Annotated in this window: 22 protein-coding genes and 1 pseudogene; 14 read left to right on the top strand and 9 right to left on the bottom strand. The window is 56.6% G+C overall.

From position 1 onward, the window contains the following. Positions 1-2 precede the first annotated feature (2 nt). From D5067_RS09690 to D5067_RS09675, 4 genes are read right to left on the bottom strand one after another with little or no spacing between them, the layout of a single operon-like run. Positions 3-1,241, bottom strand: a complete 1,239-nt coding sequence (locus D5067_RS09690) for a DotU family type VI secretion system protein (RefSeq protein ID WP_119937311.1) — start codon at positions 1,239-1,241, stop codon at positions 3-5. 17 nt (positions 1,242-1,258) lie between these two features. Further along, complete coding sequence (tssK, locus tag D5067_RS09685) at positions 1,259-2,602, bottom strand: type VI secretion system baseplate subunit TssK (RefSeq protein WP_119937310.1); 1,344 nt, start codon at positions 2,600-2,602, stop codon at positions 1,259-1,261. 28 nt (positions 2,603-2,630) lie between these two features. Next, a complete protein-coding gene (gene tssJ / locus D5067_RS09680) occupies positions 2,631-3,134 on the bottom strand; it encodes a type VI secretion system lipoprotein TssJ (protein WP_119937309.1) in 504 nt (167 codons plus the stop codon). Between the two features lie 21 nt (positions 3,135-3,155). Then, positions 3,156-3,650 carry an SH3 domain-containing protein gene (locus tag D5067_RS09675; protein WP_119937308.1) on the bottom strand — a complete coding sequence of 165 codons (495 nt, stop codon included), beginning with the start codon at positions 3,648-3,650 and terminating at the stop codon, positions 3,156-3,158. Between the two features lie 857 nt (positions 3,651-4,507). Here D5067_RS09675 and D5067_RS09670 point away from each other — a divergent pair. From D5067_RS09670 to D5067_RS09635, 8 genes are all read left to right on the top strand, one after another. Beyond that, positions 4,508-6,796, top strand: coding sequence for an FdhF/YdeP family oxidoreductase (locus tag D5067_RS09670; protein WP_119937307.1), 2,289 nt, complete (start codon positions 4,508-4,510; stop codon positions 6,794-6,796). A 13-nt stretch (positions 6,797-6,809) separates the two neighbouring features. Further along, positions 6,810-7,562, top strand: a complete 753-nt coding sequence (locus D5067_RS09665) for an AzlC family ABC transporter permease (RefSeq protein ID WP_119937306.1) — start codon at positions 6,810-6,812, stop codon at positions 7,560-7,562. Further along, a complete protein-coding gene (locus tag D5067_RS09660) occupies positions 7,552-7,872 on the top strand; it encodes an AzlD domain-containing protein (RefSeq protein WP_119937305.1) in 321 nt (106 codons plus the stop codon). The genes D5067_RS09665 and D5067_RS09660 overlap by 11 nt, the downstream gene beginning before the upstream one ends. Before the next feature lie 160 nt (positions 7,873-8,032). Then, positions 8,033-9,121, top strand: coding sequence for an ABC transporter ATP-binding protein (locus tag D5067_RS09655; protein ID WP_119937304.1), 1,089 nt, complete (start codon positions 8,033-8,035; stop codon positions 9,119-9,121). Beyond that, positions 9,114-9,743, top strand: a complete 630-nt coding sequence (locus D5067_RS09650) for an ABC transporter permease (RefSeq protein ID WP_119937303.1) — start codon at positions 9,114-9,116, stop codon at positions 9,741-9,743. The genes D5067_RS09655 and D5067_RS09650 overlap by 8 nt, the downstream gene beginning before the upstream one ends. Further along, complete coding sequence (locus D5067_RS09645; RefSeq protein ID WP_119937302.1) at positions 9,743-10,414, top strand: ABC transporter permease; 672 nt, start codon at positions 9,743-9,745, stop codon at positions 10,412-10,414. The genes D5067_RS09650 and D5067_RS09645 overlap by 1 nt, the downstream gene beginning before the upstream one ends. Before the next feature lie 36 nt (positions 10,415-10,450). Continuing rightward, the gene (locus tag D5067_RS09640) at positions 10,451-11,350 is read left to right on the top strand and encodes an ABC transporter substrate-binding protein (protein ID WP_119937301.1); all 900 of its coding nucleotides are present in this window, start codon (positions 10,451-10,453) and stop codon (positions 11,348-11,350) included. A 44-nt stretch (positions 11,351-11,394) separates the two neighbouring features. Further along, entirely contained in the window at positions 11,395-12,735 is a 1,341-nt protein-coding gene (locus tag D5067_RS09635) for an LLM class flavin-dependent oxidoreductase (RefSeq protein WP_119937300.1), read from the top strand. On the opposite strand, the gene D5067_RS09630 is transcribed toward D5067_RS09635, so the two are convergent. Then, positions 12,715-13,503, bottom strand: coding sequence for a phosphate/phosphite/phosphonate ABC transporter substrate-binding protein (locus tag D5067_RS09630; protein WP_119937299.1), 789 nt, complete (start codon positions 13,501-13,503; stop codon positions 12,715-12,717). The genes D5067_RS09635 and D5067_RS09630 overlap by 21 nt on opposite strands. After that, positions 13,496-14,467 carry a fatty acid desaturase gene (locus D5067_RS09625; RefSeq protein WP_119937298.1) on the bottom strand — a complete coding sequence of 324 codons (972 nt, stop codon included), beginning with the start codon at positions 14,465-14,467 and terminating at the stop codon, positions 13,496-13,498. Before D5067_RS09625 ends, D5067_RS09630 begins: the two co-directional genes overlap by 8 nt. A 237-nt stretch (positions 14,468-14,704) precedes the next feature. Here D5067_RS09625 and D5067_RS09620 point away from each other — a divergent pair, with 237 nt between their 5' ends. The 4 genes and pseudogenes from D5067_RS09620 (at position 14,705) to D5067_RS09605 (ending at position 18,404) form a co-directional block, all read left to right on the top strand. Beyond that, entirely contained in the window at positions 14,705-15,685 is a 981-nt protein-coding gene (locus D5067_RS09620; protein WP_119937297.1) for a GlxA family transcriptional regulator, read from the top strand. 78 nt (positions 15,686-15,763) lie between these two features. Next, positions 15,764-16,774 carry a type I glyceraldehyde-3-phosphate dehydrogenase gene (gap, locus tag D5067_RS09615; RefSeq protein WP_119937296.1) on the top strand — a complete coding sequence of 337 codons (1,011 nt, stop codon included), beginning with the start codon at positions 15,764-15,766 and terminating at the stop codon, positions 16,772-16,774. Between the two features lie 233 nt (positions 16,775-17,007). Then, positions 17,008-17,712, top strand: coding sequence for a hypothetical protein (locus D5067_RS09610; protein ID WP_119937295.1), 705 nt, complete (start codon positions 17,008-17,010; stop codon positions 17,710-17,712). 210 nt (positions 17,713-17,922) lie between these two features. Beyond that, positions 17,923-18,404: pseudogene (locus D5067_RS09605) on the top strand (Hcp family type VI secretion system effector). Positions 18,405-18,442: 38 nt separating this feature from the next. Here D5067_RS09605 and D5067_RS09600 read toward each other — a convergent pair. Next, the gene (locus D5067_RS09600; RefSeq protein ID WP_119937293.1) at positions 18,443-19,630 is read right to left on the bottom strand and encodes an MFS transporter; all 1,188 of its coding nucleotides are present in this window, start codon (positions 19,628-19,630) and stop codon (positions 18,443-18,445) included. Positions 19,631-19,745: 115 nt separating this feature from the next. On the opposite strand from D5067_RS09600, the gene D5067_RS09595 reads away from it, so the two are divergent. Then, on the top strand, positions 19,746-20,702 hold the full coding sequence (locus tag D5067_RS09595; protein ID WP_119937292.1) for an AraC family transcriptional regulator: 957 nt from the start codon (positions 19,746-19,748) through the stop codon (positions 20,700-20,702). 159 nt (positions 20,703-20,861) lie between these two features. Next, entirely contained in the window at positions 20,862-22,544 is a 1,683-nt protein-coding gene (locus tag D5067_RS09590; protein ID WP_119937291.1) for an alpha,alpha-trehalase, read from the top strand. Between the two features lie 184 nt (positions 22,545-22,728). On the opposite strand, the gene D5067_RS09585 is transcribed toward D5067_RS09590, so the two are convergent. Both D5067_RS09585 and D5067_RS09580 read right to left on the bottom strand, forming a co-directional pair. Then, entirely contained in the window at positions 22,729-24,831 is a 2,103-nt protein-coding gene (locus D5067_RS09585) for a TonB-dependent siderophore receptor (protein ID WP_119937290.1), read from the bottom strand. Positions 24,832-24,949: 118 nt separating this feature from the next. Continuing rightward, on the bottom strand, positions 24,950-25,204 hold the full coding sequence (locus tag D5067_RS09580) for a GlsB/YeaQ/YmgE family stress response membrane protein (protein WP_119937289.1): 255 nt from the start codon (positions 25,202-25,204) through the stop codon (positions 24,950-24,952). Positions 25,205-25,236: the final 32 nt, after the last annotated feature.

Genomic DNA, 25,236 nt, shown 5'->3' with positions numbered 1-25,236 from the left:
CCTTAGTTTCCTTGCGGCAATCCGTTCAGCTCAGCCTGGGTATTTTCAGGCGACACCAGCAGAGTAATTTCCACACGGCGGTTACGGGCGCGATTTTCAGGCGTATTGTTTGGTGCTACCGGGTTGATCTCGCCCCGCCCTTCGGCTTTCACGCGATCGGGCTGTGAGAGGCTACCCTGCAGCTGTTTTTGCACAGACCGGGCGCGCTCCAGCGAGAGCTCATAGTTAGAGGCAAAGCGCGCGCTGCGGATCGGCACGTTATCGCTGTACCCCACCACCAAAATTTTTCCGCTAACGTTGTTCATCGCCTGTGCAATACGGTTGATGACGGGCTGATAACGATCGCGTACCACGGTTGAAGCCGAAGCAAACAGCCCGTCGCCTTTGAGGATCACCACGCTACGATCGGCTTCATCCTTCACCGCCACCAGGCCGGCATCAATTTCCGGCTTCAGGAAGCCGCGCAGGTTCAGTACGGCAGGCAGCTGGCGGGCGGGCTGCTGAATAGTGGTTTCCGGCAGCTGCGACTGGTAAATTTTCGCCAGCACCGGGTTGGTATTGTCGCCAAGACGCCAGTTCAGAATGATGTAGAACAGGCAGGCAATAAACCCAACCAGCGCCACGCAGGCCCACAGAGGCACCATAGGGCGCCACAGCTTGCGCAGCACCGGGCTGTCTTCCGGGTGGGGTGAAAGCGGTGGCGGGTAGCTGCCGCGTACGCTGCGGATCATCTGCCACAGGCGCTGCTTAATGGTCTCAAGCTGGGTGCGGCCATTATCCAGCACCCGATAGCGTCCTTCGAAACCGAGCAGCAGGCAGTAGTTGATCATCTCCAGCAGCAGAATATGTTCACGCGGGTTTTGCGACAGGCGCGCCAACAGCTGGAAGAACTTCTCACCGCCCCAGGTTTCGTTGTGGAACGTGACCAGCAGGCCGTTGCTTGACCAGACGCCGCTGCTGCCCCAGGGGGTGAGCGCGGCGGCCTCATCGAGCGCCGTACACAGGCAGTAACGCGCCCCGACGATCACTTCGTAGGGCAGCCCCGCCTGCTGGCAGCGAACTTCAAAACGGCGAATCTCATCGATCAGACGCTGGCGTAACGCGACCTGGTCGTCATGGGATACCGAATGACGGATCTGCGGAATCGCATTGAGCAGCGGGCTGGCGGCCGCCACCAGATGGTTGTTGCTATTGGCTCCGGTAAAAGCGGCATCGCTGCCGGTGTCCTGTCGTTCCTGCATATTAAGCGCTCGCTTTATTATTCTGTCGGGCTACGGATGGCCCAGAACTCCATATCCAGCCCCGGAAACTCCCCTGCAAGATGCAGGGCGAAGGCACCGGACTTATCCATCTCGTGCCACAGCTCGCTGCCCTTCTCCAGTTCGAAGTAGCTGTAACCTGCATGCCAGGGGATCTGCGGCGGCGCAACGGGCATTGCGCGCAGCATAATGCCGGGCAGCTGAAGCTGAACCAGATCGCGGATTTTAGACACCGGTGCAACTTTCATTTGTGCAGGGAAATGGGTCTGCAGATGGTCGCCGGGGACGTTGGCTTTGACCGCCAGTACAAAACCAAACTCGCGCACCATGCTGGTTTCCGGCACGGTGGCGATATTAAGCCCGTGGGAACGCTCGTTAAGCGGCAGCTGAATAGCATGGTCTTCCATCACCAGCGACAGCCCCTGACGCAGCATCAGCATGAGCTTGCTGAAACAAACCGCAAGGTCATCATGGTCGTAGACCGGCAATACGCTTTCGGCACTGCGCTGGGAGGTCCAGGTGGCAAGCTCGGTGGCAAACGGCAGCCAGCTGCGCCAGAGCGATTCCGGGTGAAGCAGAGGCAGGGTTTTTAAATGCGAGACGTCACCCAGATGCCGGTTAACCAGAGAGAGCAATGTAAATTCAATCAGCTCGGAAGTGTTGAAGCGGCCAGGCTGGCGCAAACGACCGCCAATTTGCTGGCTTCGCTGCACCAGTAAGCCGTGAAGGTCGTTAACCATGCCGTACAGCTGCGGGCTGTTGTTTGCATTCAGCATCGGCGGGATGTAGCTGTTATCCAGCCGCACATGGTTGTCGTTGCGTTTTTCCGTGACGAACGCCACCCCTATCGCCGTCCATTCGGCGGTCAAATCTTTTTCCAGCATCAGCGTCAGGCGCAGGCGGCCAAACTGCACCGTTGCATCACCAACGGCTATAGCGTTATCGTCTTCGACCTCTTGTTCAAAGGTGATGAAACGCGCCAGCGACGCCTGTTCTTCACTAAAAATAACCTCTTCACGATCGCCCCGGCGAACCGGCAGCGCGAGCACCACCTTTTCATTGGTGAGATTATCGGGGATTTTCAGCGGCACCGGGCCGTTACGATCCTGGCGCACCTGGAAAAAGGTGCCGTCAGGCAGCAAACCGCTGCAGTAGCTCAGGGCAACACAGCCCTGGCGAAGCATCGCCTCATCCAGCTCAACGTCGAGAAAACCCCACAGGTAGGACCGCTGCAGCGCACCCCATTCCCGAACGTGGTTGAGCAGGTAGCTCTCTGTCCGCTGAAAATGGTGTGGACGCAGGAACATGCCTTCGGTCCAGACGACCTTCTCTGCTTTCGTCATGATGTTGTGATTCCTGTTATGAAGCGCGTTACTGGCTGATGACCCGAATACCATTTACGTCAAGAAAAACGTTGGCCTGGAGTTCATCTGCTGACCATTTCCAGAACTGGTAGAGATGGTTTTCGCCGGGAACAGGCAAAGGGAGTGAGACGCGCCATTTTTTTCCATCCAGCGCCTGATATTCCGCCATTACGCCGATGTAGCGCGCCTCAGGCGAACTTTGCCCGCTCAGCGTTTTCGAAAGCTGGCCCGGCATCAGGAAGAAAACATCGCTGTTGAGCAGGTTGGCGCCAAGCGTGGCTGACGCGTTGTTCTGCAGGGAATAGAAGTCGCTGGACATGAAATCCGCATCGGATTTAAGCAGCAGCACTCTCACTTTAAGCGGCGCAGAATCGTTGATTTGGGGGTGAGCCTGAAACTGCAGATTGTAGCGGGAGGGGTCGCTGTGTGAAGACGACGTACAACCACTGACCAGGGCGAAAATCACCGCGTAAAAGGCTAACCACAGCTTATGAAAATTTTTATTGTTCATAAAATATGCTCAGGAAACCCGTTAGTTCAGGATCCAGGTACCGTTAGCGCTGTCTTTGCAGGCTTTACTGTTACCATCCACATCGACACAGGTTGTTTTCTTGCGTGCTTTTGGACGTATGGCCTGTTTACGCACCGTGGCTTCATACTGATCGGCCTTGATGACGGCGCGCATCGGAACGTAACCAATCAGCTGTTCACTTCCCTCATCGGCAAGCGCCATCCAGAAATGCTCAACCTGGCCCAAAACCACGTAGGTTTTGCCGGTTTCAAGCGTGCGAATCACTTTTCCACCGTAGTCAGGGCGGCTCATCAGGGATGCAGGATACATGGCACGGTATGGCTCGTTCACCGGGGAAAACTCCGCGGGAGGAAGCACCGCGTGGCGGTGAGTTAACGTGACGCCATTGACCTGACTGGTCACGACAGTATCGTCGGTGATCGCAGGTTTCTGCGGCGCTTTACAGCCCGCCACTGCCATAACAAACAGAAGTGAAAACAGTACGCGCATTTTCATATGCTTTTCCGTAGCGATTTTGAGATGAATAAAGATAAGGGAGGTCAAATTTGACTTAAGTGCTATTGTTAAAATAATCAGGTTAATTTCACAGCGTAACTATTTTGAGGCATAGCTACCGCACGAACCTCTCAGAATAAGGCCCAACGCATTCCTGACATATTTTGACAAACGGTAAGCAAGTTTACATAAGCGTGTCATCAATTCAATATTTCGTTTTTCATAACGGATGTTAAATGACGCCGCCAGCTCATTATAGGATTAATCCTAGGTTAATTAGCCCTTAGGTGAAATCTTCTTATTCACACAGGTGCAAATCTCGCAACATCATGATTAATAAACAAAAAACACAAGAGAGAATCGCTATCAATAACGCAATTACGTTATTTCAACCACTACCATAATTAGTAGATTATCGATTTTCTGAGGTTTCTTTGAATATATCCTTCATGAATTTTTTGTTGCATCTGCAAAGTATGTTTTATTAATTTTTGGTTCTATCACTTTAATGAAATTTCTCAGGCGCCATGAGAAACGTTTATTTCACCCTGCAAAATAACCCCCACAATTTAATCCTTTTCATGCCCTCTTCTCTTTTCACTCATCAATTAACAATTAAGCCTGACTAAACCTTCAATACGCTTATGCCTGTTGTAAGACGCTCTCTTCCGCTACCAAACGTTAACCCCCCTATTCTCACGCAGTAGAAATGTTACTACTGCTACATAGTCACCTGAGTGCCAGAACCTTCAGGGAGGGCAACACAGATGATGAGACTTATTAAAAAAATGATAATAATTCGTTATAATTTTGGTCTGAACTGCGCATAGCCCGCTGTAAAAATAAGGTAAGTTGGTATGAACAAGAACAGACGCGCCGTCCCCGGAATCAGGCACTATGACGGGCCTGCTGGCGGCTGGGGTGCGCTGAAAGCCACGGCCATCGCCGTGCGTACGCAAATGGATACCCTTGACGCGCCCGCCACCCTGCTGCGCACCAACCAGCCGGACGGCTTCGACTGCCCGGGCTGCGCGTGGCCCGATAAAGAACATAAATCCACGTTCCAGTTCTGCGAGAACGGCGCGAAGGCCGTCACCTGGGAGGCCACCAGCAAACGCGTGACGCCGGAATTCCTGGCAAAAAACACCGTTACCTCGCTGCTGGCAAAATCAGACTTTGAACTGGAAGGCTACGGTCGACTCACGCGCCCGCTGCGCTATGACCGCGACAGCGACACGTTCCAGCCCGTGGAGTGGGATGACGCCTTTGAGCGCATCGGTGAAGTCCTGCGCGGGCTTGAGCCGGATAGCGTTGAATTCTACACATCCGGCCGCGCCTCTAACGAAGCGGCGTATCTGTTCCAGCTCTTCGCCCGCGAGTACGGGACCAATAACTTCCCGGACTGCTCCAACATGTGCCACGAAGCCACCAGCGTCGGCTTGCCGCGCTCGATTGGCATCGGCAAAGGAACCGTATCGCTGGATGATTTTGATAAAACGGAGCTGGTGATCTCAATTGGTCATAATCCCGGTACAAACCACCCGCGTATGATGGGGACCCTGCACGAGCTGGCCCGCCGCGGCGTGCCCATTATTGTCTTTAACCCGTTACGCGAGCGCGCGCTGGAACGCTTTGCCGATCCGCAAAGCGTTATCGAGATGGCGACCTACGGGTCGACGGATATCGCCTCAACCTATTTTCAGGTTAAGGCAGGGGGCGACGCGGCGGCGCTAAAAGGCATTGCCAAACATCTTCTGCAGATGGAAGCCGAGCGCGGCGACGTTCTCGATCGCGCGTTCATTGCCGAACACACCCACGGTTTTGATGATTTTGCGGCGGATATCACCCGGACAGCGTGGGAGGATATCGAACGTGAGTCCGGGCTGGCGCGGGCGGCGTTGAAAAGCGTCGCCGAAGCGTATGCCAAATCGAACGCCACCATCATCACCTACGGAATGGGCATCACGCAGCACAACAAGGGGACCGCGAACGTGCGGCTGATCGCCGACCTGCTGCTGATGCGCGGCAATATCGGTAAGCCCGGCGCGGGGATTTGTCCCCTGCGCGGCCACTCTAACGTGCAGGGCAACCGCACCGTTGGGATCACCGAGAAGCCCACCGCGCAATTTTTGGGCCGCCTTAAGGACGTATTCGGCTTTGAACCTCCTGCTCAGCACGGCCATGATGCGGTCGCCGCAACGCAGGCGATGATCGACGGGCGCTCGAAAGCGCTGCTCTGCCTCGGCGGCAATTTCGCGGTAGCGATGCCCGATCACGAGAGGGGTTTTCCGGCAATGAATACGCTGGATCTGAGCGTCCACGTTGGCACCAAGCTGAACCGTACCCACCTGCTGGTCGGCAAAGAGACCTATATTTTGCCGTGTCTGGGCCGCACCGAACTGGACCTTCAGGCGACCGGGCGTCAGTCGATTACTGTAGAAGACTCCATGTCGATGGTGCATGCCTCGTCCGGCAAGCTGAAGCCAGCCTCCCCGCAGCTGCGCGCCGAACCGGCCATCGTGGCCGGCATGGCGAAAGCCACCCTCAAAAATACCCGCGTAGACTGGTTCGAGCTGGTGGCGGATTACGATCGCATCCGTACCCTGATCGAACAGACGATCCCGGGCTTCGATCGCTATAACGAACGAATCCGTATCCCCGGCGGTTTTCGCATGCCGCTTCCGCCCACGCAGCGCGTCTGGCCGACGGCGACGGGCAAGGCGATGTTCTCCGTGTTTGACGGCGTGGACGAAAACGTCAGCGGTGAAGGCGATAACGTCCTGCGCCTGATTACGCTGCGCAGCCACGATCAGTACAACACCACCATCTATGCTCTCGATGACCGCTACCGCGGCGTCTTTGGCCGCCGGGATGTGCTGTTTATGAACGAAGGGGATATGGCACTGCTGGGGCTTGAGCACGGCGACCGGGTGGACATCGAAACCGCGCTGCCGGGTAAGCTTCAGCGTCTGAACGACATAACGCTGGTGGCGTATAACATTGCTTCCGGCACCGTCGGAGCTTACTATCCTGAGGCGAACGTGCTGGTACCGCTTGATTATCTTGATAAAGAGAGTGGTACACCCTCCTATAAGTCGGTGCCGGTGAACATCAGGTTGCGTTCAAAAGACATTCGACAGCTGTAACCCTGGAGCATGGATGTTAATGAAAACCGGAGCCTCCCATAAGACGGAGGCCAGAGCAGAATTCAGGGCAGGAATTACCGCCTGCCTGCCCACCATTCCCGGATACTGGAGCATTGGCTTTGCCGCCGGTGCGATCGGCACCCTTTCCGGCTTTACGACGGTACAAACCGCGCTGCTGGCAAGCGTGCTTTATACCGGGTCGGCGCAGTTTCTCTTTTATTCGCTCTGGGCTGCCGGGGCGGAAGTTGCCTCGGTCGTGTTCAGCGTCTTCCTGGTCAATTTACGCTACCTGCTGATGAGCTCGGCCATGAGCGTCTTCTTCCGCGAACAGAGCACCGCGCACAAACTTATCAGTGGCCTGCTGCTCACCGATGAAACCTTTGGCGTTGCCGTGCAGCGAGGCAGCCAGCACGGTCACGTTCCCTACGCCTGGATGCTTGGGCTGAACCTTGCGGCATGGCTGAACTGGATCCTCGCCTGCGTCGTGGGCGCGGTGCTGGCTTCTGCCCTTCCAGCGTCATTAATGGAGGGGTTGAGCTTCAGCCTGGTCTCCATGTTTATCGGCCTGGTGCTGTCTATCTGGTTTGCCAGCCGGAAAAAAGCCCTTGAATCGTTCAGTATTGCTGCCGCGGTGGTGATTACCGTGCTGAGCACCCCGCACATGGATACCAGCGTGGTGGTGATCGTTGCCGCCTCCGTTTCGGCCACGCTGGCTACGCTGGGGCTACGTTTCTTCCCGAAAGGAGGCAAACAGGATGGAGCGTAATATTCTGCTCGCGATTTTCATTTCAGCCCTGATCACCGCGCTGATGCGTACGGTACCCATTCTGCTGCTGTCGCGCTTCCGGCTGGCTCCGGTTGTACAGCAATGGCTGAGCTTTATTCCGGCGGCCATCATGGCGGCAATCGTCACCGCAGAGCTGCTGGGCAAACCGGCGCTGACGCCATCCGGAGTAAGTATTTCGCTTCTGGCCGCCGCAATCGCGGCTTTCGCGGGCATCGTGTCCCGCAGCCTCTTCGCAACCGTCATTGCGGGCATGGTGGCCTTTTCCGGCCTGAGCTATTTTTTGATGTAGCGTGCTCCCTCTCTCCGCCGGTGAGAGGGGCCTACCCTGCGCCTCCGGCAAAGACAATTAGCGGCAATATAAATGCAAATATCATATTTGCCGCCCTCCCTTCGCCTCTGTAATTTGTGCTTTATGTCACTGCAATAATCCCAGGGCGCAATTGTTTCCCATGATCAAACTTGAAAACATAAACAAAACGTACCCTGGCAGTACGCATGCCGCTATTCGTAATTTAAATATCGACATCAGCGACGGCGAGTTTTGCACTTTCGTTGGGCCAAGCGGCTGCGGAAAAACGACGCTGTTACGGATGATCAACCAGCTGGATATTCCCGACGCGGGCTCGGTTTACGTGCAGGGAATTAAAATCGCCGAGGCTGACATTATTCAGGTGCGCCGTAAAATAGGTTTTGTGATGCAAAGTGCGGCCTTATTTCCGCACCGTAGCGTTGCGCAAAATATTGCTACCGTACCGCGTTTGCTGGGCTGGAATAAAAAGCATATTCAGCAGCGTATAGAAGAACTGGTTGAGGTGATGTCCCTCGACCCGAGCTTGCTTTCTCGCTTTCCACATCAGCTGTCCGGCGGACAGCAGGGGCGCGTAGCGATTGCCAGAGCCCTGGCTGCCGATCCCCCGATCTTGCTGATGGACGAGCCTTTCGCAGCGATCGACCCGGTCGTTCGCGAAAAGCTGCAGGACGAGCTGCTGGCGCTGCAGCAGCGCCTGCACAAAACCATTGTCCTGGTGACGCACGACATCAACGAGGCCATTCGTCTCGGCGATAAAATCGCGATTTTCCAGGAAGGCGGCGTGCTGGTCCAGTTCGATACGCCCGATCGTATCCTGGCGCATCCGGCCAACGATTTTGTGGCGCGCTTCATCGGGCCTGAGCCAAACCTGAAGCGCCTCGGCAGGCTGCAGGTTGGCCAACTTCCGCGCCACGATGTGACCCTCGTCGATGAGGCGCTCACGCCGATTTCCAGCCAACATCCGACGGTGGTAAGCCCGCTACGGCTGGTGCTCGATAAACATCAGCGCCCGCTGTACTGGCTCGATCCCGAGCGCCGCGTAACGCTGCCGGTGTCCCTGACGCTGAAGGCGCTGCACACCCTGCGTTTTGCCTACAGCGCGCTGCTTGATGCCCCGGGAGGCGTGCTGGTCCGCGTCGATGGCGACGGGCAGTACCAGGGCAGCGTCTCTCATACGTTGCTCCAGCGCGTGCTGGACGGGCACGTGGACATTCACCGCTATGATTGACTGGCAATGGATAGTGGATAACCAGATGCCGATTGCCGCTCTGCTCTGGCAACATACGCAGCTGGTGGTGGTGTCGCTGTTCTTCGGCACCCTCCTGACCGGCATGCTCATCGGTATCACGCTGCGCTGGCCCGCTGCGGCCCCGCCGCTTCTCTACCTGTGCGGCATGTTATTCACGATCCCCTCGCTGGCGCTGTTTATCCTGCTGATCCCCTTCACGGGGCTGTCGATGACCACCTCGATCATCGGATTGACGCTCTACTCCCTGCTGATCCTGCTGCGCAACGTTGTGGCTGGGATTGAAAAACTGCCCGTCGACGTTCTGGAATCGGCCCGGGCGCTGGGCTACACGCGCTGGCATCGTTTTGTTGACGTGGAGCTGCATTTGATTGCGCCGTCCCTGTTTGCCGGGCTGCGCATTGCGTCGGTCACGCTGGTAGGGCTGGTCACCGTTACAGCGCTGATTGGCCAGGGCGGTCTGGGGCAGCTGCTGCTCTCGGGCTTTAACCAGGATTTTCTGACGCCTATTGTCGTCAGCGTGGCGCTGAGCCTGATGCTGTCGTTTATTTTTGACTCTCTGATAGCGCGCCTCGGCTATTGGATTACCCCCTGGACACGATGATGGAGATCATAACGGCCACCTTCAGCTGGTTCATGCTGCCGGAACACTGGTTCGGCACAGCCGGCATACTTATACGGCTGCGCGAACACCTGTGGTATGTCCTGATCAGCATGGCGATAGCCGCACTTATCGCGCTGCCGCTGGGCGTGGCGCTGGGCTACTGGCGCAAGGGGGCATTCATCGTCATCAACCTGTTCAATATTGGCCGGGCGATCCCGTCCCTGGGCCTGATTTTACTCTGCATCATTCTTTTCGGGTTCAACGATATCCCCGTTTTCCTTGCCCTGGTCGCCCTGTCGATCCCCCCGATTCTGACTAACACCTGGGTCGGGATTTATCATGCCGACCGAACACTGTGCGATGCCGCCACGGCGCTGGGTATGACGCCGTTACAGAGCCTGTGGCAAGTGCGCATCCCGCTGGCGATCCCGTTGATTTTTGCCGGGGTTCGTACCGCACTGCTTCAACTTATCGCAACCGCGGTTGTTGCGGCCTACGCCGGACTGGGCGGGCTCGGACGCTTTCTGATAGACGGCCTCGGCCAGCGCGATATGCCGCAGGTCATCGCGGGCTCTCTCGTCGTGACGCTGCTGGCCGTCGCCTGTGAGCTGTTATTTTCCCTTATCAATAAACGGTTATTTCAACCTCAGGCCGTGCCTGCGGTGAATTAACGCCAATAAACACCACCTGCAATAATAAGAGGCAATATGAAGCAAACATTCTGGCACGCATTTCACCGCCGTGGATTTAAACTCTCCCTTCTGGCGGCGGGATTATTCAGCTTAAGCTTTTCTACCTTAGCGGAAACGGTCACTGTCGGCGGCGCGAATTTTACCGAAAGCTCTATTCTCGCCAATATTTATGCCAGCGCCCTGAAGAAAAATAATATTGATGTCAAAACCCGTCTTAACCTTGGCAACCGCGAAATTATTATTCCGGCTTTGCAGAGCGGCGAGATCGATATCGTCCCGGAATACATCGGCGCGCTGCTTAACTACTATGACGGCAAAACCCTGGCGACGACCCAGAGCGACGTTAGCGCTGAACTCGCTAAGGTCTTACCCGGCGACTTTACCCTCCTGACCCCCTCCTCAGCCAGCTCCGTGACGGCCTGGGCAGTGCGTGCCGAGACGGCGAAAAAATACGGGTTGACCAAACTCTCCGATCTCACCCCCATTGCCCATGAGCTGGTCATCGGCGGTCCACCGGAGCTGCCGGTGCGCGCGCTGGGCCTGCCGGGGCTGAAGCGCGTCTACGGTCTGGAGTTTAAAGAGGTGAAGTCGCTGGATATGGGCGGACCACTCTCTCGTCTGGCGCTGAACGCGGGAAAAATCGACGTCGCGACCGTGGTGTCAACCCAGGGTTCGCTGGCGAAAGAAGACTGGGTAGTTCTGCAGGATGACAAACACGAGCAGCCAAGCCAGAACGTTGTCCCGCTGGTGCGCAAAGCCGCGCTCACGCCGAAGATCGACGCCGTTCTTAACGACGTGTCCCGCAGGCTCGACAACACGGCGCTGGTAGAGCTCAACAAGCAGGTTGACCTTCAGCACAAAGATCCCACCGCCGTAGCGGAGAGCTGGGTCAACAGCAACCTGACAACACAGTAAGATGAGAAGGCCAGGGAGCGGCCGTAACCTGAAGCGGGCCCAACATGTCGCACAACACCATGATCCTGAATCTGTTCTTCTTCAATCCCCAGGGCGATTACCGGTTTTCCTGGCGCCATCCCGATGCGCCAGAACGTGAAGTTTTTACCCTGAAATACTATGCCGACCTGGCCCGTAAGGCCGAGGCCGCCACCCTTGACGCCATTTTTATCGCCGACCATACGGGCATCTGGGACAGCGGTTTATCCCATTATGCCAACGCGCGCCTTGAACCCCTGACGCTGCTCTCAGCCCTCGCTGCCGTCACGGAAAACATCGGCCTGATGGCGACGGCGTCCACCTCATATACCGAGCCGTATAATCTGGCTCGCTACTTCGCCTCGCTCGACTTTCTCAGCAGCGGGCGCGCCAGCTGGAACATTGTGACCTCATGGCTGGAAGAAGAAGCGGCGAACTACGGCCTGGAGCAGATCCCCCAGCACGACGCTCGCTATCAGCGCGCCGGGGAGTTTATCGACGTCGTGACCCGGCTGTGGGACTCGTGGGACGATGACGCCCTGCGCTTTGATAAACGCGCCGGCCTGTTTGCGGACAAAAACCGCGTACATCATCTGGCGCACTGGGGTGATTTTTTCAGGGTTCGCGGTCCCTTAAACGTGCCGCGTCCACCGCAGGGCCATCCCGTTCTGGTTCAGGCGGGTTCGTCTGAGGCGGGAAAACGGCTGGCGACAGCCTGGGCAGATATGCACTTCGTATTTATAAAATCTGTCGAACAGGGGCTGGCGTATCGCCAGGAGATCGACCAGCGGCTTGCGGCACTGGGCCGCCGTCCGGAGCACTTCAAAATCATTGCCGGGGTGCTCCCCGTAGTGGTGGATTCAGACGAGGAAAAAGCGGAACGTCAGCGGCTGAACGAACGGCTGATGAGTGACCAGATGGCCATCGATCTGCTCTCGGCCTACCTTAAACTGGATCTCAGCCCCTACCCGAGCGACAGGCCGCTGCCGCCGCTGCCTGATGAAGCCACGTTTGACGGCATCCGCACAACGCTGTCGTTAATTCGGGACTACGACCCTTCCCTGAGCATTCTTGAACTGGGGCGGCTGCTGCTGCAAAGTTCAGACAGCTGGCTGGTCATCGGCACGGCTCAGGAGGTCGCCGACACGCTGGCCGATATCTATCTTTCTGGCGCAGCGGACGGGTTTAACCTGATGTTCCCTCTGCTGCCGGGCGATTTTGACCGTTTTGCTGACCGGGTCGTCCCACTGCTGAAGGCCAAAGGGGTCATGAAAAGCGAATATGCGCCGGGCACGCTGCGCGAGAAGCTGGGGCTGCCGGCTGCGAAAAATCGCTTCTCCTCGTCGTCAGAGCCCCAGCAGTCCTGACCTTTCGGCTTCGTCGCGCCAGTCGAGCAACAGGCTGTACGTCTGGCGCGATGCCTCGCTAAACCCACCTATCAGCGTTGCGGCACAGACCGCACGGTATTCTGGCGCAGTGACCAGCGCGTTGAGCGCCTCGCGTAGGGCGCGGAGGGTGGCTGGCGTGGTTCCCGGGGAGGTTATCAGCGGCAACCCCGGCGCCAGCGGGCTGCGGTCTATCACCGCCAGCCCGTCGAGCAGCTGCGGTTCATGGCGGAGCAGCAGGGCGTGGGTTACGCAGTCAATCGCTGCGATATCCCCCACGCCGCGCCTGACGTCAATCAGCGACTGCCGATGGCTGCCGCTCACGTGCGCATGGGCAAAAAAACGGCCGTTAACCGCAAGCGGCGTCACCATTTTTCGCAGCACGTTGTAGCCGGACTGAGAGTCCAGCGAATTGCACACCGCCCGCCGCCCGCGGAAATCAGCCAGCGTCCGATGTTTATCCTCCTCGCGCGCCACAAGAAAGCTGCGGTAATGAATCCCGTCACACCCCGGCGCGACGTAGTGAAAACAGCCGACCACCTGCACGTCCGGCAGCAACGTCACCAGCGGGTAGCCGCAGGTCTGGCTGAGGATCACGTCGGGTTCTTGCCAGTGCGCCAGCAGGTCAGTCTCTGACGATGGGCCTGCGGACACGCCGCGCGCCAGCAGCAGGCTCTGGACCGCCTGCCAGAGCGCCTCGTTATCGGCGCGATTGACGGCGTACATTGGAAACGCCAGCGTATTACTCATGCCCCTCCCCCTGTTTACCCTGCGGATGTACGGTGACGTCTACCGCCTTGCGCCAGAACTGGCGCAGCCATTCGCCGTAGCCTTTTACCAGAAAACCGTGGTTGCGCTGCTGATACGCTTCCCTGTTTTGCAGGTAGACCGCCTTGAGCCCGTACCAGGGCACGCCCGGCAAATCATGATGCACTGAATGGTAGTTGAGATTCAAAAACAGTACCCGCCAGAACGGCCCGGCCTCGTTAATCACCGAGCGCGCCAGCGGGTCGTCCGCCGCGCGGTGTTCCAGGAACGAGCGTACTTTCGTGAGCGCCAGTGCAGGATAGCTCACGGCCAGCACAAACCAGACGGGCGAGAAACCGATGCGCACCATCCACGCAAATAACCCCGCCAGCAGTAAACCGTGCACCAGCCACATCACCATTGCCCGCACGTTCAGGTCACAAAAGGCCGCGACGGCTCTACCCAGCGTCTGCACAATATCCAGCAGCGGAGCCAGCAACAGCCGGCCAACGAAGGTATTGCGCAGATGAATGATGCGCTTCTGCCAGGGGCTAAAGCGCGCCCAGCTCTCGTGGGTAAAATAGTAGGATTCCGGATCGTCTACCGGTACGGTCAGATGGTGGTGGCGATGATGCGCGAGGTGGGAATCACGGTACAGGCCATACGGATACCAGACCGCCAGCGGCAGGGTGCCGAAAAGCTGGTTCAGCCAGGCGACGCGGGTTGGATGCCCGTGGATCAGCTCATGCTGGAGCGACATATACCAGGCGGTAAACCAGATAAGCAACAGCGTGGCGGGCAGCAGGCCGAGGGTTTGCCAGAGCGCCAGGCTGGTAAACCAGCCGCCATAAATCGTGATGATTAAAAGCCAGGTGGGCAGCTCGCTTCGCCACAGGAAACCCGCGGCGAGGCGGCGAATATGGTTTCGCTGCTGCTCGTGTAAATAGAGGGAGTGCCGTTTACCCATGCCTTCAGACGCCGTTTCCGTCGGTGATAATATGCTCTGACAATCCGGGATAACGCCTGAAATAACAAAGAAGTTAAATCGCTTTGCTTTGCCAAAAAAGCGGGTAACGGCTGTCCGCCACCGCGGGTTGGATCGTCAAGGGCGTCGCCGCCATCCCGATGAAAAAGGTCAGCTCCCCGGAGGTCGCCCCTTCACCGGCCGCTTGACTTATTTTGCGATGAAGGTACTTTTCAGGACATGAAGAAAATCCTGATTATCGTACCCGACGGCGGCATGCTGTTTGAAGCCGCCGGTATCGCAGACATTCTGATGCAGGCCAACCGTCTGCACCCGGAAGGCCTCGCTCAGCCCTGCTACCGCATTATTATCGCCACCACGCAGCCCCATCAGGTTATCCACGGCCAGTCCGGCTTAAACCTGCTCGCGGACTATCGCCTGCCGGAGCTGGATCCGCGTGAACCTCTGGATACCATCATTATTACCGGGCGCGGCATGAACGAGCTTGAGAGCACCGCGGTGGTCGACTGGCTGCATCTGGCCGCGCCGCATGCCCGACGGATCGCCTCCATCTGCGGCGGCGCGATGCTGCTGGCGCAGACCGGGCTGCTCGACGGGCGGCGTGCGACCACCCACTGGCGGCTGCTTGACGCCATGCAGGCAGCCTACCCGTCCATCCGGGTAGAAGGTGGCCCGCTCTATATTCAGGACGGCCCCGTCTGGACCTCCGGCGGCGTAAGCTCCGGGTTTGACCTGACGCTGGCGCTGGTGGAAGACGACTATGGTTTTTCCCTCGCCCGCGACGTGGCGCAGGATATGGTGATGTATCTGCGCCGCCCCGGCGGCCAGCTGCAGTTCAGCCGCTATAGCCTGCAGCCGTCCGGCGCAAGCGGCCCCATCAGCGAGCTGCAAGGCTGGATCCTGCAAAACCTGACCGCCGACCTCAGCGTAGAAAAGCTGGCAGAAAAAGCCGCCATGAGCCCGCGCAATTTCACCCGCGTTTTTACCCGCGATACCGCCGCCTCTCCGGCCCGGTACGTATCAGAGGCTCGCCTCGCTGCCGCCCGACAGCTTCTCGAGCAGACCCACGATTCGCTTGAGACGGTTGCTGAAAAAAGCGGATTTGGCACCAGCATCAACCTGCGTCGCGTGTTTGAGAAACAGCTACACCTTACGCCGGGCGAGTATCGCCAGCGCTTCCACTGCCGCAAGATGGCGTAATATGATCCTTTTTTGTCGTTTACGCCATTTGACCTGAAGCCTAGAGTGACTCCAGACAACACAGATAAGGAGTGCATCATGGTTAAGGTCGGTATTAACGGTTTCGGCCGTATTGGACGTAACGTTCTGCGCGCGGCGCTGGGCAACCCGGAGCTTCAGATTGTGGCCATTAACGATCTGACGGACAGCAAAACTCTCGCCCATCTCCTCAAATATGACTCTCTCCTCGGCACCCTGCCCGCGCCCGTTGAAGCCGCAGACGGCGCGCTGCAGGTGGACGGCCAGCGCATCACCGTGTTTAGCGAACGTGACCCGGCGAACATTCCGTGGCGCGACGCGGGTGTTGACGTGGTAATTGAAGCGACCGGTTTCTTCACCGAACGAGAAAAAGCGGCGGTGCATATTACGAGCGGCGGCGCCAGGCGCGTCATCATCTCCGCACCGGGTAAGAACGACGACCTGACGGTAGTGATGGGCGTGAACCACGAGCTGTACGACCCTGCGCAGCACTATGTGGTCAGTAACGGGAGCTGCACCACTAACGGGCTGGCTCCGGCGGCGCAGGTGCTGCATCAGCAGTTTGGTATAGAGCACGGGCTGATGAACACCACGCACGCCTACACCAACAGCCAGGCGCTGCACGACCAGCCGGAGAAAGATTTGCGCGGAGCCCGCGCTGCGGCCCTGTCGATTGTGCCCTACTCCAGCGGCGCGGCGAAGGCGCTGGGGAAAGTGATCCCGTCGTTAGAGGGTAAGCTGACCGGGTATTCTTTACGCGTGCCGGTTCCCGTAGTGTCGATTGTGGATTTGACCGTGACGCTGAGCCGGGAGGTGACCGCCGACGAGGTTAATAACGCTTTCCGCCAGGCCGCGTCCAGCGGCCCGTTGAAAGGTATACTGGGCTACAGCGATGAACCGCTGGTCTCGAGCGATTATCAGGGCGATCCTCGCTCCTCGATTATCGACGGGCTCTCCACGCTGGTGATTGGCGGAAACATGGTTAAAATCCTGGCCTGGTATGACAACGAGTGGGCATTCTCAAACCGCCTGGTTGATCTGGCGGTGCTGATGGAGAATAAAGGATTGTAAACCGGAGCCGGGTGGCGCTTGCGCTTACCCGGCCTGCATTAAACATGGTTACCTGATAAATGAAAATAACGTAGTAAGCCCCTAATTCATACCGTCAATTGTAATATCCATCTCATTAACTAAAAGAATAAATAATTATTTCTCACCTGTTAGTTTTACTAAATGAGAGAAAGATCACTTTTCTTATTCACTAGCATAGCCATCATTATTTCTCTATAAAACAGGGAAATGTTATGTATTACAGTAAATCAATCATAGAACGAATAGGTTCCGATAAAGAACTGGCTTTAAGGCTCGATCGCGCCGTGTCAGGAGTAAAGGATGGCGTTAGTGATTATGTAAACAATCTGGGAGATGCCGCTACACGCTTGCTTTATTATACATCGTGCCTTACTGATAATTATCAGGATGAGTGTAAACGATTGGCTTCAGAAGATAAGAGGTTTCTATTTGGGATTGAAGAATTAATTAAGCATAAAGATATTGTATTCCGCATGGTTAAGATATACATAGAAACCTTGCTTAAAAATAAAAGTGAAAACGATAAAAAAAGCATCCTCGAAAAGGTCATCCCCTTTACGACAAATTATTCAATCAAGCAAGCCTCAAAATTCAGCCTAATCTATGCAGTTGCAAAATATATCTGCTATGGCAATAAGATGAATGCCGCAGTACAGAGTGCATTCATGAAAAAAAATGCTGGTAGAGTGGGTGGGGGAATTTTAGCGCTAAATGCCTATGCAATGGTTCAACACGCGGCTGACAGTGCAAACAACCTCAAAAACCTTCTACCTCTCTTTTATAATGCACTCTATATGGAGCAAATTGAAATGATGTACTTCCTTATTGAGCCAGTCGTAACGAAAGCCGGACACATAAATGTTTCCACAGCATCCAATAATGATATATCCAATGCATTGATGAAAATGGCAAAATAATGCGAAAATTTTTTAGAGGAATTTTTAATCTCATACTGGAAGACATGAGGAATGATATAAAAGCATGCGCGATGGTTTTCATCATTCTGCTTCTATCAACGATACCTGCAACCTTTATTGAAAATCCTAAAACAGCAATGTCGGTCGTCGGATTGATTGTTTTAGCCGTTATTTATATTACCTATTTCTATAAATGGAACGAATAAGGAAATGTCTATACCCGCACACATATGGTTCACCGATGAAAATAATAGCCCTATTCTGGGGGGGGGTGTTTAATTCCCACCAGATTGGGGTCTACTGAACTAAAATCACTTAACCACTCGGTCTGGATACCGACAAGCCCTAACACCGGGAAACTCACGGCAACGCGTCTTCATGTACCTATAACCTTTGAGAAAGAAATAGATCGCATCACACCCTACTTATTTCGCGCTGTCTGCACGGGGAGAACATTTAAATCAGCACTAATTAAGATGTACAAAATTGATGATGCCGGAATCGAACGTGAATACTTCAACGTGATCCTTGAAAACGTAATAATCACCAGAATCTCTCCAGTACTACACCCGCTGGGTATCGCAAGTACACATATGGAAGAAGTCGAGCTACGTTATGAATCTATTGAATGGAAATATTGCGACGGAAACATAACGTTCAAAGATACCTGGAATGAAAGAGCAATTGCATGAATATACAGAGTCCCTCTCCCACAGGAGAGGGACAGCCATCAGTCCGCCTTCACCTTCACGCCCATCAGCACAATCACCATCGCGCTCACCAGCAGTAGACCGCTTCCGGCAAATACGCCGCTCGCACCGTTAAGGTCAAACACCGCCCCGCCGCCTGCCGCTCCCGCACCGATTGCGAACTGAATTGATGCCACCAGTAGACCGCCTGCGCTTTCCGCTTCATCCGGAACGGTGGTGGCAAGCCACGTTGACCAACCCACCGGCACCAGGCCAAAGGCAAAGCCCCACAGCGCGACCAGCAGTCCGTCGAGCATTGCCAGATGACCAAACGCCACCATGGTCAGCGCCAGCACGCCCATCACGAACGGCACCAGCGCCAGCGTCAGGCGCAGATTGCGGGCCAGCAGATGCCCGGCAATAGAGGTGCCGACAAAGTTAGCCAGGCCAAAACCGAGCAGGATCAGCGAAATACTCTCCACGCTCGCCTGTCCTACCGTTTCAAGGAACGGGCGCAGATAGGTAAAGAAGGCAAAATGGCCGCTGAAGATCAGGATAGTCGCCAGCATTCCGCCGATCATTCCCGGACGACGGAGCACGCGGAACAGCGTGCCGAGGCTGCCGTTGCTTTCCGGCTTCATCGACGGCAGTACCCACAGCTGCCACAGCAGCGCCAGCACGCTCGGCAGGATGCAGAGAATAAAGACGTTACGCCAGCCGATCAAACTGCCGAGATAGCTCCCCAGCGGCGCGGCCACTACCGTCGCAATAGACACGCTGGAGAAGATCACCGCCAGCGCTTTTGGCACTTTGTCCGCAGGGACCAGACGCATCGCCGTGGCGGTCGACATCGCCCAGAAACCGCCGATGGCGATGCCCAACAGCAAACGCCCCATCAGCAGAACGTGGAGCGTGGGCGCAAAGGCCACCAGCAGGCTGGAGATGATTTGCAGCACCGAGAAAAACATCAGTACCCAGCGGCGGTCGATACTTTTCGTCGCAGAGGTAATCAGCAGCCCGGTAACCAGCGCCACCAGCGCCGTTGCGGTCACCGCTTGCCCGGCCATTCCCTCCGTTACGCCAAGACTCGCGGCCATAGGGGTGAGCAAACTGGCGGGCAGGAACTCCGCCGTGATTAAACCAAAAACGCCCAGCCCCAGTGAATAGACCGCTCGCCAGGCGGGTTTTGCAGGGGCGACTGCCTCTCTCGCCGCAACGCATGCATTCATCTGTTGTACTCCCGTTATAAAAATGTGACTAATGTCGCAGAAGCATAGTGTGTTCACCCTGGACGATCTATGACATATAATCTCCACTTATTGATTATTCGTCCGGAGTTGCGCCATGACCGTTCAGTCACCCGATTTAATCAGCGAACTATTGCGCGGCATGCGCCTGTCCGGCGTGAAATACCGGCGGATTGAAGCCAGCGCCCCGTTTGGCGTGGCCTTTCATCAGGCCCCGGGCAAGGCGCAATTCCACTTTGTTAGCCACGGTACTGCCCTGCTGCGCATGGAGAGCGGCGCGACGTTCGAACTGAACGGCGGCGACGCGCTGTTTATCCCAAACGGCAACGCCCATGCCCTGCTCTCGGACGAACACGCCGACATTACCCCGGTCAGCGCCTTCCCAAGCGAGCCAATCTGCAGTTCTGTTTGTGCCATCACCTGTGAGCCGTGTCCGGAGAAGGAGCACACCGTTATCTTCAGCGGATGCATGGATTTTGAGTTGGGTGGAATGCAGCCCCTGATCAAAGCGATGCCGGAAGTGATGATGGTAAGCCGGCTAATGTCGACCTGGCCGGAAATCCACCCGCTGCTGGCGGCGATGGAACGGGAGTCAATGACGCGTCAGGTCGGGTTCGCCGGGATCCTGGCTCGCCTCGCGGACGTGGTTGCCGCGTTGATTGTGCGCGGCTGGGTCGAAGCGGGGTGTGGGAAAGCGACCGGCTGGGTGCAGGTGCTGCGCGATCCGCGACTCAGCCGGGCGATTTACGCAATGCACCAGCAGCCGGGCGTGAACTGGAGCGTGGCGGACCTGGCGAAAGAGGCCGGAACATCACGCTCCGTCTTCGCCGAACGGTTTTTATCGGCCACCGGCACCACGCCGGCAAAATATCTCAGCGAGCTGAGGATGCGCCTGGCGATTCAGTACATTCGCTACGAAAACCAGCCCATCGAAACGGTGGCGCTCCGCCTGGGATACGGTTCGCTGGCGGCCTTTAGCCGGGCATTTAAGCGTATCGTCGGGCATGCGCCAGGATCCTTGCGGGAAGCCGGCCAGACCCAGGAAGCGATCTAACCCTTTTCCAGAAGCGAACAGATATCTCACGCGCGGGCGAATTGTCTGGTTATGCGAAAAATGGGATATTCGACACGCGAAGTGAAGGATATTCGTCTAAGGTTTTCAGGTAATTGACCACAGCGGTCACGCTGCTCAGTGAAGACAGGAGACGAACCGATGATAAGACCTCGTACACTACGCCCCGCCTTTTTGCCCCTTGCGTTAGGCGGCGCGCTGCTCGGTGTTGCCGCTTTGGGTTATGCTGAGGAACAGCCAGCGAGCCAGAAAACTCCCCCTGACATTTTGCTCGGCCCCCTTTTTAACGACGTTCAGAGCGCCAAACTTTATCCCGATCAAAAAACCTTTGCCGATGCGGTGCCCAAAAGCGACCCGCTGATGATCCTGGCGGACTACCGGATGCAGCACACCCAGTCCGGCTTTGACCTGCGGCACTTTGTTGAAATGAACTTTACCCTGCCCGCGGAAGGTGAAAAATACGTCCCGCCCGCTGGCCAAACGTTACGCGCGCACATCGACGATCTTTGGCCAGTGCTGACGCGCACTACGGACAAAGCCGCCAAATGGGACTCGCTCCTCCCCTTGCCGAAGCCGTACGTTGTACCCGGCGGCCGTTTCCGCGAGGTCTACTACTGGGACAGCTATTTCACCATGCTGGGCTTAGCCGAGAGCGGCCACTGGGACAAAATCAGCGATATGGTAGACAACTTCGCCTACGAGCTGGACACCTTTGGCCACATTCCTAACGGCAACCGCAGCTACTATCTTAGCCGCTCGCAGCCGCCGTTCTTCTCCCTGATGGTGGAACTGCTGGCTACGCACGACAGCGACGCGCTGAAAAAATACCGTCCGCAGATGGAAAAAGAGTATGCCTACTGGATGGAGGGTGCCGATGCCCTGCAGCCGGGCCAGGCCAATAAACGCGTCGTGAAGCTGGACGACGGGGCAATTCTTAACCGCTACTGGGACGATCGCGATACGCCACGCCCGGAATCCTGGCTGGATGACGTCACGACGGCCAAAAATAACCCTAACCGTCCGGCAACGGAGATCTACCGCGATTTGCGTTCAGCCGCCGCCTCCGGCTGGGACTTCAGCTCCCGCTGGATGGACGACCCGCAGAAACTCGGCACGATCCGCACCACCAGCATTGTGCCCGTAGATCTCAACGCCCTGATGTTTAAGATGGAAAAACTGCTGGCTCGCGCAGGCCAGGAGGATGGCGATGCCGCAGCCGCCAGCAGGTACGAGGCGCTGGCAGCCGCGCGCCAGAAGGGGATTGAAGACAACCTGTGGAATGCTAAAGAGGGCTGGTACGCGGATTACGATCTGAAAAGCAAAAAGGTGCGTAATCAGCTGACCGCCGCCGCCCTTTTCCCGCTTTACGTGAAAGCCGCCTCGCAGGACCGCGCGGATAAAGTGGCAGCGGCGACCGCCTCACGGCTGCTGAAGCCGGGCGGCATTTCCACCACCACCATCAACAGCGGCCAGCAGTGGGATGCGCCAAACGGCTGGGCACCGCTGCAGTGGGTCGCAGCGGAAGGGCTGCAGAACTACGGGCAGAAAAAGGTGGCGATGGACGTGACCTGGCGCTTCCTGAAAAACGTTCAGCATACCTACGACCGCGAGCAGAAGCTGGTGGAGAAATATGACGTCTCGACCACCGGTACGGGCGGCGGCGGCGGCGAGTATCCCCTGCAGGACGGCTTTGGCTGGAGCAACGGCGTGACGCTGAAAATGCTCGATCTGGTGTGTCCGAAAGAGAAACCCTGTGACGTAGTGCCGGAAAATCAGCCTGCGGCGAATGACGATGTGGCGCCAGCAAAGAGTGCGGCGCAGTAATTCCCCTCCTCATCACTCTCTTCCCGTACGGGGAGAGAGTTCCCCAGTATTTTTTTAAACTGGAAGCGATTAGTGAACGGAATGACCACCTGAGTCGTATGTTCCCCCCTCACCCCAGCCCTCTCCCACAAGGGAGAGGCGGTCGTCCGTGCAGACATTATTTGGGGGGAGAGGGAAAAGGTCATCAGAAGCTGTAGCTCGCCCCAACCTGCAACGTCCTGTCACGCCCAATCCAGCAGTTGGTTACGTCGTAGCAGGTCAGCGTCTCTTTGTTAGTAATGTTCTGCGCGCTCGCCTTGAGCGTTAACCCTGCCAGCGACGGCACGATTTCACCCATGCGATAAGAGGCCGCCAGGTCGTACTGGGTTGTGCCGCCCAGTTTACCCGCGTCGTTGCTCTGCGAGATTTCCATCGGGCCGGTGTAGCGTGCCCCCGCGCCCAGCGTCAGCCCTTTAAACGGCGTGCCGTCGAAGGTGTAGTCTCCCCACAGGTTAAAGGCATTTTCAGGCACCTGCGTCGGGCGCTTGCCCTGGTACTTGTCATCTTCCGTATTGATGGCATGCGTGTAGGCATAATTGGCAATCAGCGTCAGATTATCCGTCGGACGGCTGACAGCGGAGAGTTCGGCACCTTTGGACTCCACCTCCCCGGTCTGGCGATAGTTCAGGAAGCCCGGGTCGCTCGTGACCACGTTTTTCTGGCGGATGTTAAACACCGACGCGGTAAAGGTCGTGGCGTACTCTTCAAGAAGATATTTCACCCCGCCTTCAACCTGCCTGCTGGTCGTTGGCTTGACGTCTTTTGCCGTCAGCGTCCCCTGAGGCGACACCGGTGCGAAACCTTCTGAATAGCTGATGAACGGCGAGAGCCCGTTCTCGAAGGCGTAGAGCGCCCCGAGACGTTTGGTCACGCGATCCTGGGATACCCAGGCCTTATCGCCGCTTTGCAGATAGTCGGTGGTGACGGAGCGGTAATCATCATAACGCAGGCTCCCCAGGAGATTTAACCCGCCGAACTCCACCTGATCCTGCAGGTAATAACCGTTCTGCTGATAGCTGAGTCGGTTTTTCTGTGCCGTATACAGCCCCAGCGCCCCGTTATCAATCTGGGAGTAGTCAGGATGACGCATGTCGATTCCCGGGGTTGCCGAGGCGTAGCGATAGTGGAAGTGGGAGTTCAGCTTCTGGTAGTCAAACCCGGCCAGCAGATGGTGTTTCCATTCCCCCAGGGCGACCGTTTTGGTCACCTGGTTGTCAATATTAAAACTTTGCAGGTCTTCATCCGTGGTGTAGGCAAAACGGTTCAGCTGATAAACCTCTGCGCCTGTCCCCGTTGAATAGACGCTGCGCTGATGCGTGTCCACGTCAAAGTAACGCGCTTTTTGCGTAAAGCCCCAGCCGCTATCAAATTCATGCTCAAAGCTGTAGCCCAGCATCCACTGGCGCTGCTTAAAGCCGCTCCACTCGTCGCCGGCGTAGTCGCGGCGATCGGCATATTTCGAGCGCAGGTACGTGAGCGGCAGAGGGTTAGACGGTGACAGGCTCGGGGTGTTTTGCGCCAGCGCATCGAGAGTGAGGCGCGTTTTGCTGTCCGGTTGCCAGGTAACAGAGGGGGCAACCAGATAGTTTTCGTAACGCGTGGTGTGTGGCTGATCGTCGCCTTCCGTCGCTTTCCCCAGCAGGCGGTAATTCCAGTCGCTGTCTGCAATCTGTCCGGTTGAGTCGAGATAGCCCTCTTTGAGATTGCGCGTCCCGGTGGTGAAGCCCAGCTCGGTTTTGGCCTCTTTTTGCGGCTTTTTACTCTGGATGTTGACCAGCCCGCCCGGCGACCCGCCACCGTACAGCACTGACGATGGCCCTTTCAGAATATCCACGCTCTCAATCAAAAGCGGATCGATACGCGCTTTGGTGTTCCCGGTGACGTTATAGGGTAACTGAAGCCCGTTATAAAACTCCTGATCGACGGTGAAGCCACGGATTTTATATTCACTCATATATGAGGTGTTACCGCGCACTTCGGTTGAAACCCCGGGCGCATAGCGCAGAATTTCATTCACGGAATTCGCGTGGCGCTGCGCAATCTCCTGAGCAGAGAGGGTGTTAATGACCTGCGGTGTTTTACTTTCCGCAACAGCGGATTTGGTCGCGCTGTTCGTCCAGGAAGGAAGCTCACTTCCCTGCTCTGCTCCTGTGACCACGATGGTAGATTCTTCGGCGAAAGCCTGTGCCTGCAATGCCAGCGCCACGGCTCCTGCCAACGCACATAACGCAAAACGTGAGGTGTTCATATTGTCATCTTGTTATGAGAACAAACTGGGAACGACAATTATTATCATTTCGATTAGCAAATCAATACGCGCACCAAAAAAAACGGCCCTCCGTGAGGGCCGCCTTTACGCATTTTATTTATGCCCGTCTGAGGAGCCTGAATATGCCGAGGACGACTATTGCGCCCACCACGGCCACCAGGAAGCTGTGCAGATCGAACCCGCTGATGCTGCCTCCCATTCCAAACATGGTCGCCAGCCATCCGCCAACAACCGCACCAACAACCCCAAGAACGCAGGTCAAAATGAAGCCGCCACCGTCATTCCCCGGCATGATAAGTTTAGCGATGGTGCCGGCGATAAGACCAAAGATAATCCAGGCGATGATACCCATAGCGATGCCCTCTTACAGGTTTAACGCATACG

This window comes from Enterobacter huaxiensis (assembly GCF_003594935.2).
GTDB lineage: Bacteria > Pseudomonadota > Gammaproteobacteria > Enterobacterales > Enterobacteriaceae > Enterobacter > Enterobacter huaxiensis.
Note: the sequence above shows the minus strand (reverse complement) of the source record. Positions and strands in the feature narration are given on the sequence as shown.

Bases quoted from the DNA above. Each gene is read 5' to 3' on its own strand.
- D5067_RS09600 (WP_119937293.1), bottom strand. From the start codon at position 19,630: ATGAATGCATGCGTTGCGGCGAGAGAGGCAGTCGCCCCTGCAAAACCC.
- D5067_RS09670 (WP_119937307.1), top strand. From the start codon at position 4,508: ATGAACAAGAACAGACGCGCCGTCCCCGGAATCAGGCACTATGACGGG.
- D5067_RS09665 (WP_119937306.1), top strand. From the start codon at position 6,810: ATGTTAATGAAAACCGGAGCCTCCCATAAGACGGAGGCCAGAGCAGAA.
- D5067_RS09690 (WP_119937311.1), bottom strand. From the start codon at position 1,241: ATGCAGGAACGACAGGACACCGGCAGCGATGCCGCTTTTACCGGAGCC.
- D5067_RS09655 (WP_119937304.1), top strand. From the start codon at position 8,033: ATGATCAAACTTGAAAACATAAACAAAACGTACCCTGGCAGTACGCAT.
- gap (WP_119937296.1), top strand. From the start codon at position 15,764: ATGGTTAAGGTCGGTATTAACGGTTTCGGCCGTATTGGACGTAACGTT.
- D5067_RS09580 (WP_119937289.1), bottom strand. From the start codon at position 25,204: ATGGGTATCATCGCCTGGATTATCTTTGGTCTTATCGCCGGCACCATC.
- D5067_RS09610 (WP_119937295.1), top strand. From the start codon at position 17,008: ATGTATTACAGTAAATCAATCATAGAACGAATAGGTTCCGATAAAGAA.
- D5067_RS09630 (WP_119937299.1), bottom strand. From the start codon at position 13,503: ATGAGTAATACGCTGGCGTTTCCAATGTACGCCGTCAATCGCGCCGAT.
- D5067_RS09660 (WP_119937305.1), top strand. From the start codon at position 7,552: ATGGAGCGTAATATTCTGCTCGCGATTTTCATTTCAGCCCTGATCACC.
- D5067_RS09645 (WP_119937302.1), top strand. From the start codon at position 9,743: ATGGAGATCATAACGGCCACCTTCAGCTGGTTCATGCTGCCGGAACAC.
- D5067_RS09635 (WP_119937300.1), top strand. From the start codon at position 11,395: ATGTCGCACAACACCATGATCCTGAATCTGTTCTTCTTCAATCCCCAG.
- D5067_RS09675 (WP_119937308.1), bottom strand. From the start codon at position 3,650: ATGAAAATGCGCGTACTGTTTTCACTTCTGTTTGTTATGGCAGTGGCG.
- D5067_RS09620 (WP_119937297.1), top strand. From the start codon at position 14,705: ATGAAGAAAATCCTGATTATCGTACCCGACGGCGGCATGCTGTTTGAA.
- tssK (WP_119937310.1), bottom strand. From the start codon at position 2,602: ATGACGAAAGCAGAGAAGGTCGTCTGGACCGAAGGCATGTTCCTGCGT.
- D5067_RS09585 (WP_119937290.1), bottom strand. From the start codon at position 24,831: ATGAACACCTCACGTTTTGCGTTATGTGCGTTGGCAGGAGCCGTGGCG.
- D5067_RS09590 (WP_119937291.1), top strand. From the start codon at position 20,862: ATGATAAGACCTCGTACACTACGCCCCGCCTTTTTGCCCCTTGCGTTA.
- D5067_RS09625 (WP_119937298.1), bottom strand. From the start codon at position 14,467: ATGGGTAAACGGCACTCCCTCTATTTACACGAGCAGCAGCGAAACCAT.
- D5067_RS09595 (WP_119937292.1), top strand. From the start codon at position 19,746: ATGACCGTTCAGTCACCCGATTTAATCAGCGAACTATTGCGCGGCATG.
- tssJ (WP_119937309.1), bottom strand. From the start codon at position 3,134: ATGAACAATAAAAATTTTCATAAGCTGTGGTTAGCCTTTTACGCGGTG.
- D5067_RS09640 (WP_119937301.1), top strand. From the start codon at position 10,451: ATGAAGCAAACATTCTGGCACGCATTTCACCGCCGTGGATTTAAACTC.
- D5067_RS09650 (WP_119937303.1), top strand. From the start codon at position 9,114: ATGATTGACTGGCAATGGATAGTGGATAACCAGATGCCGATTGCCGCT.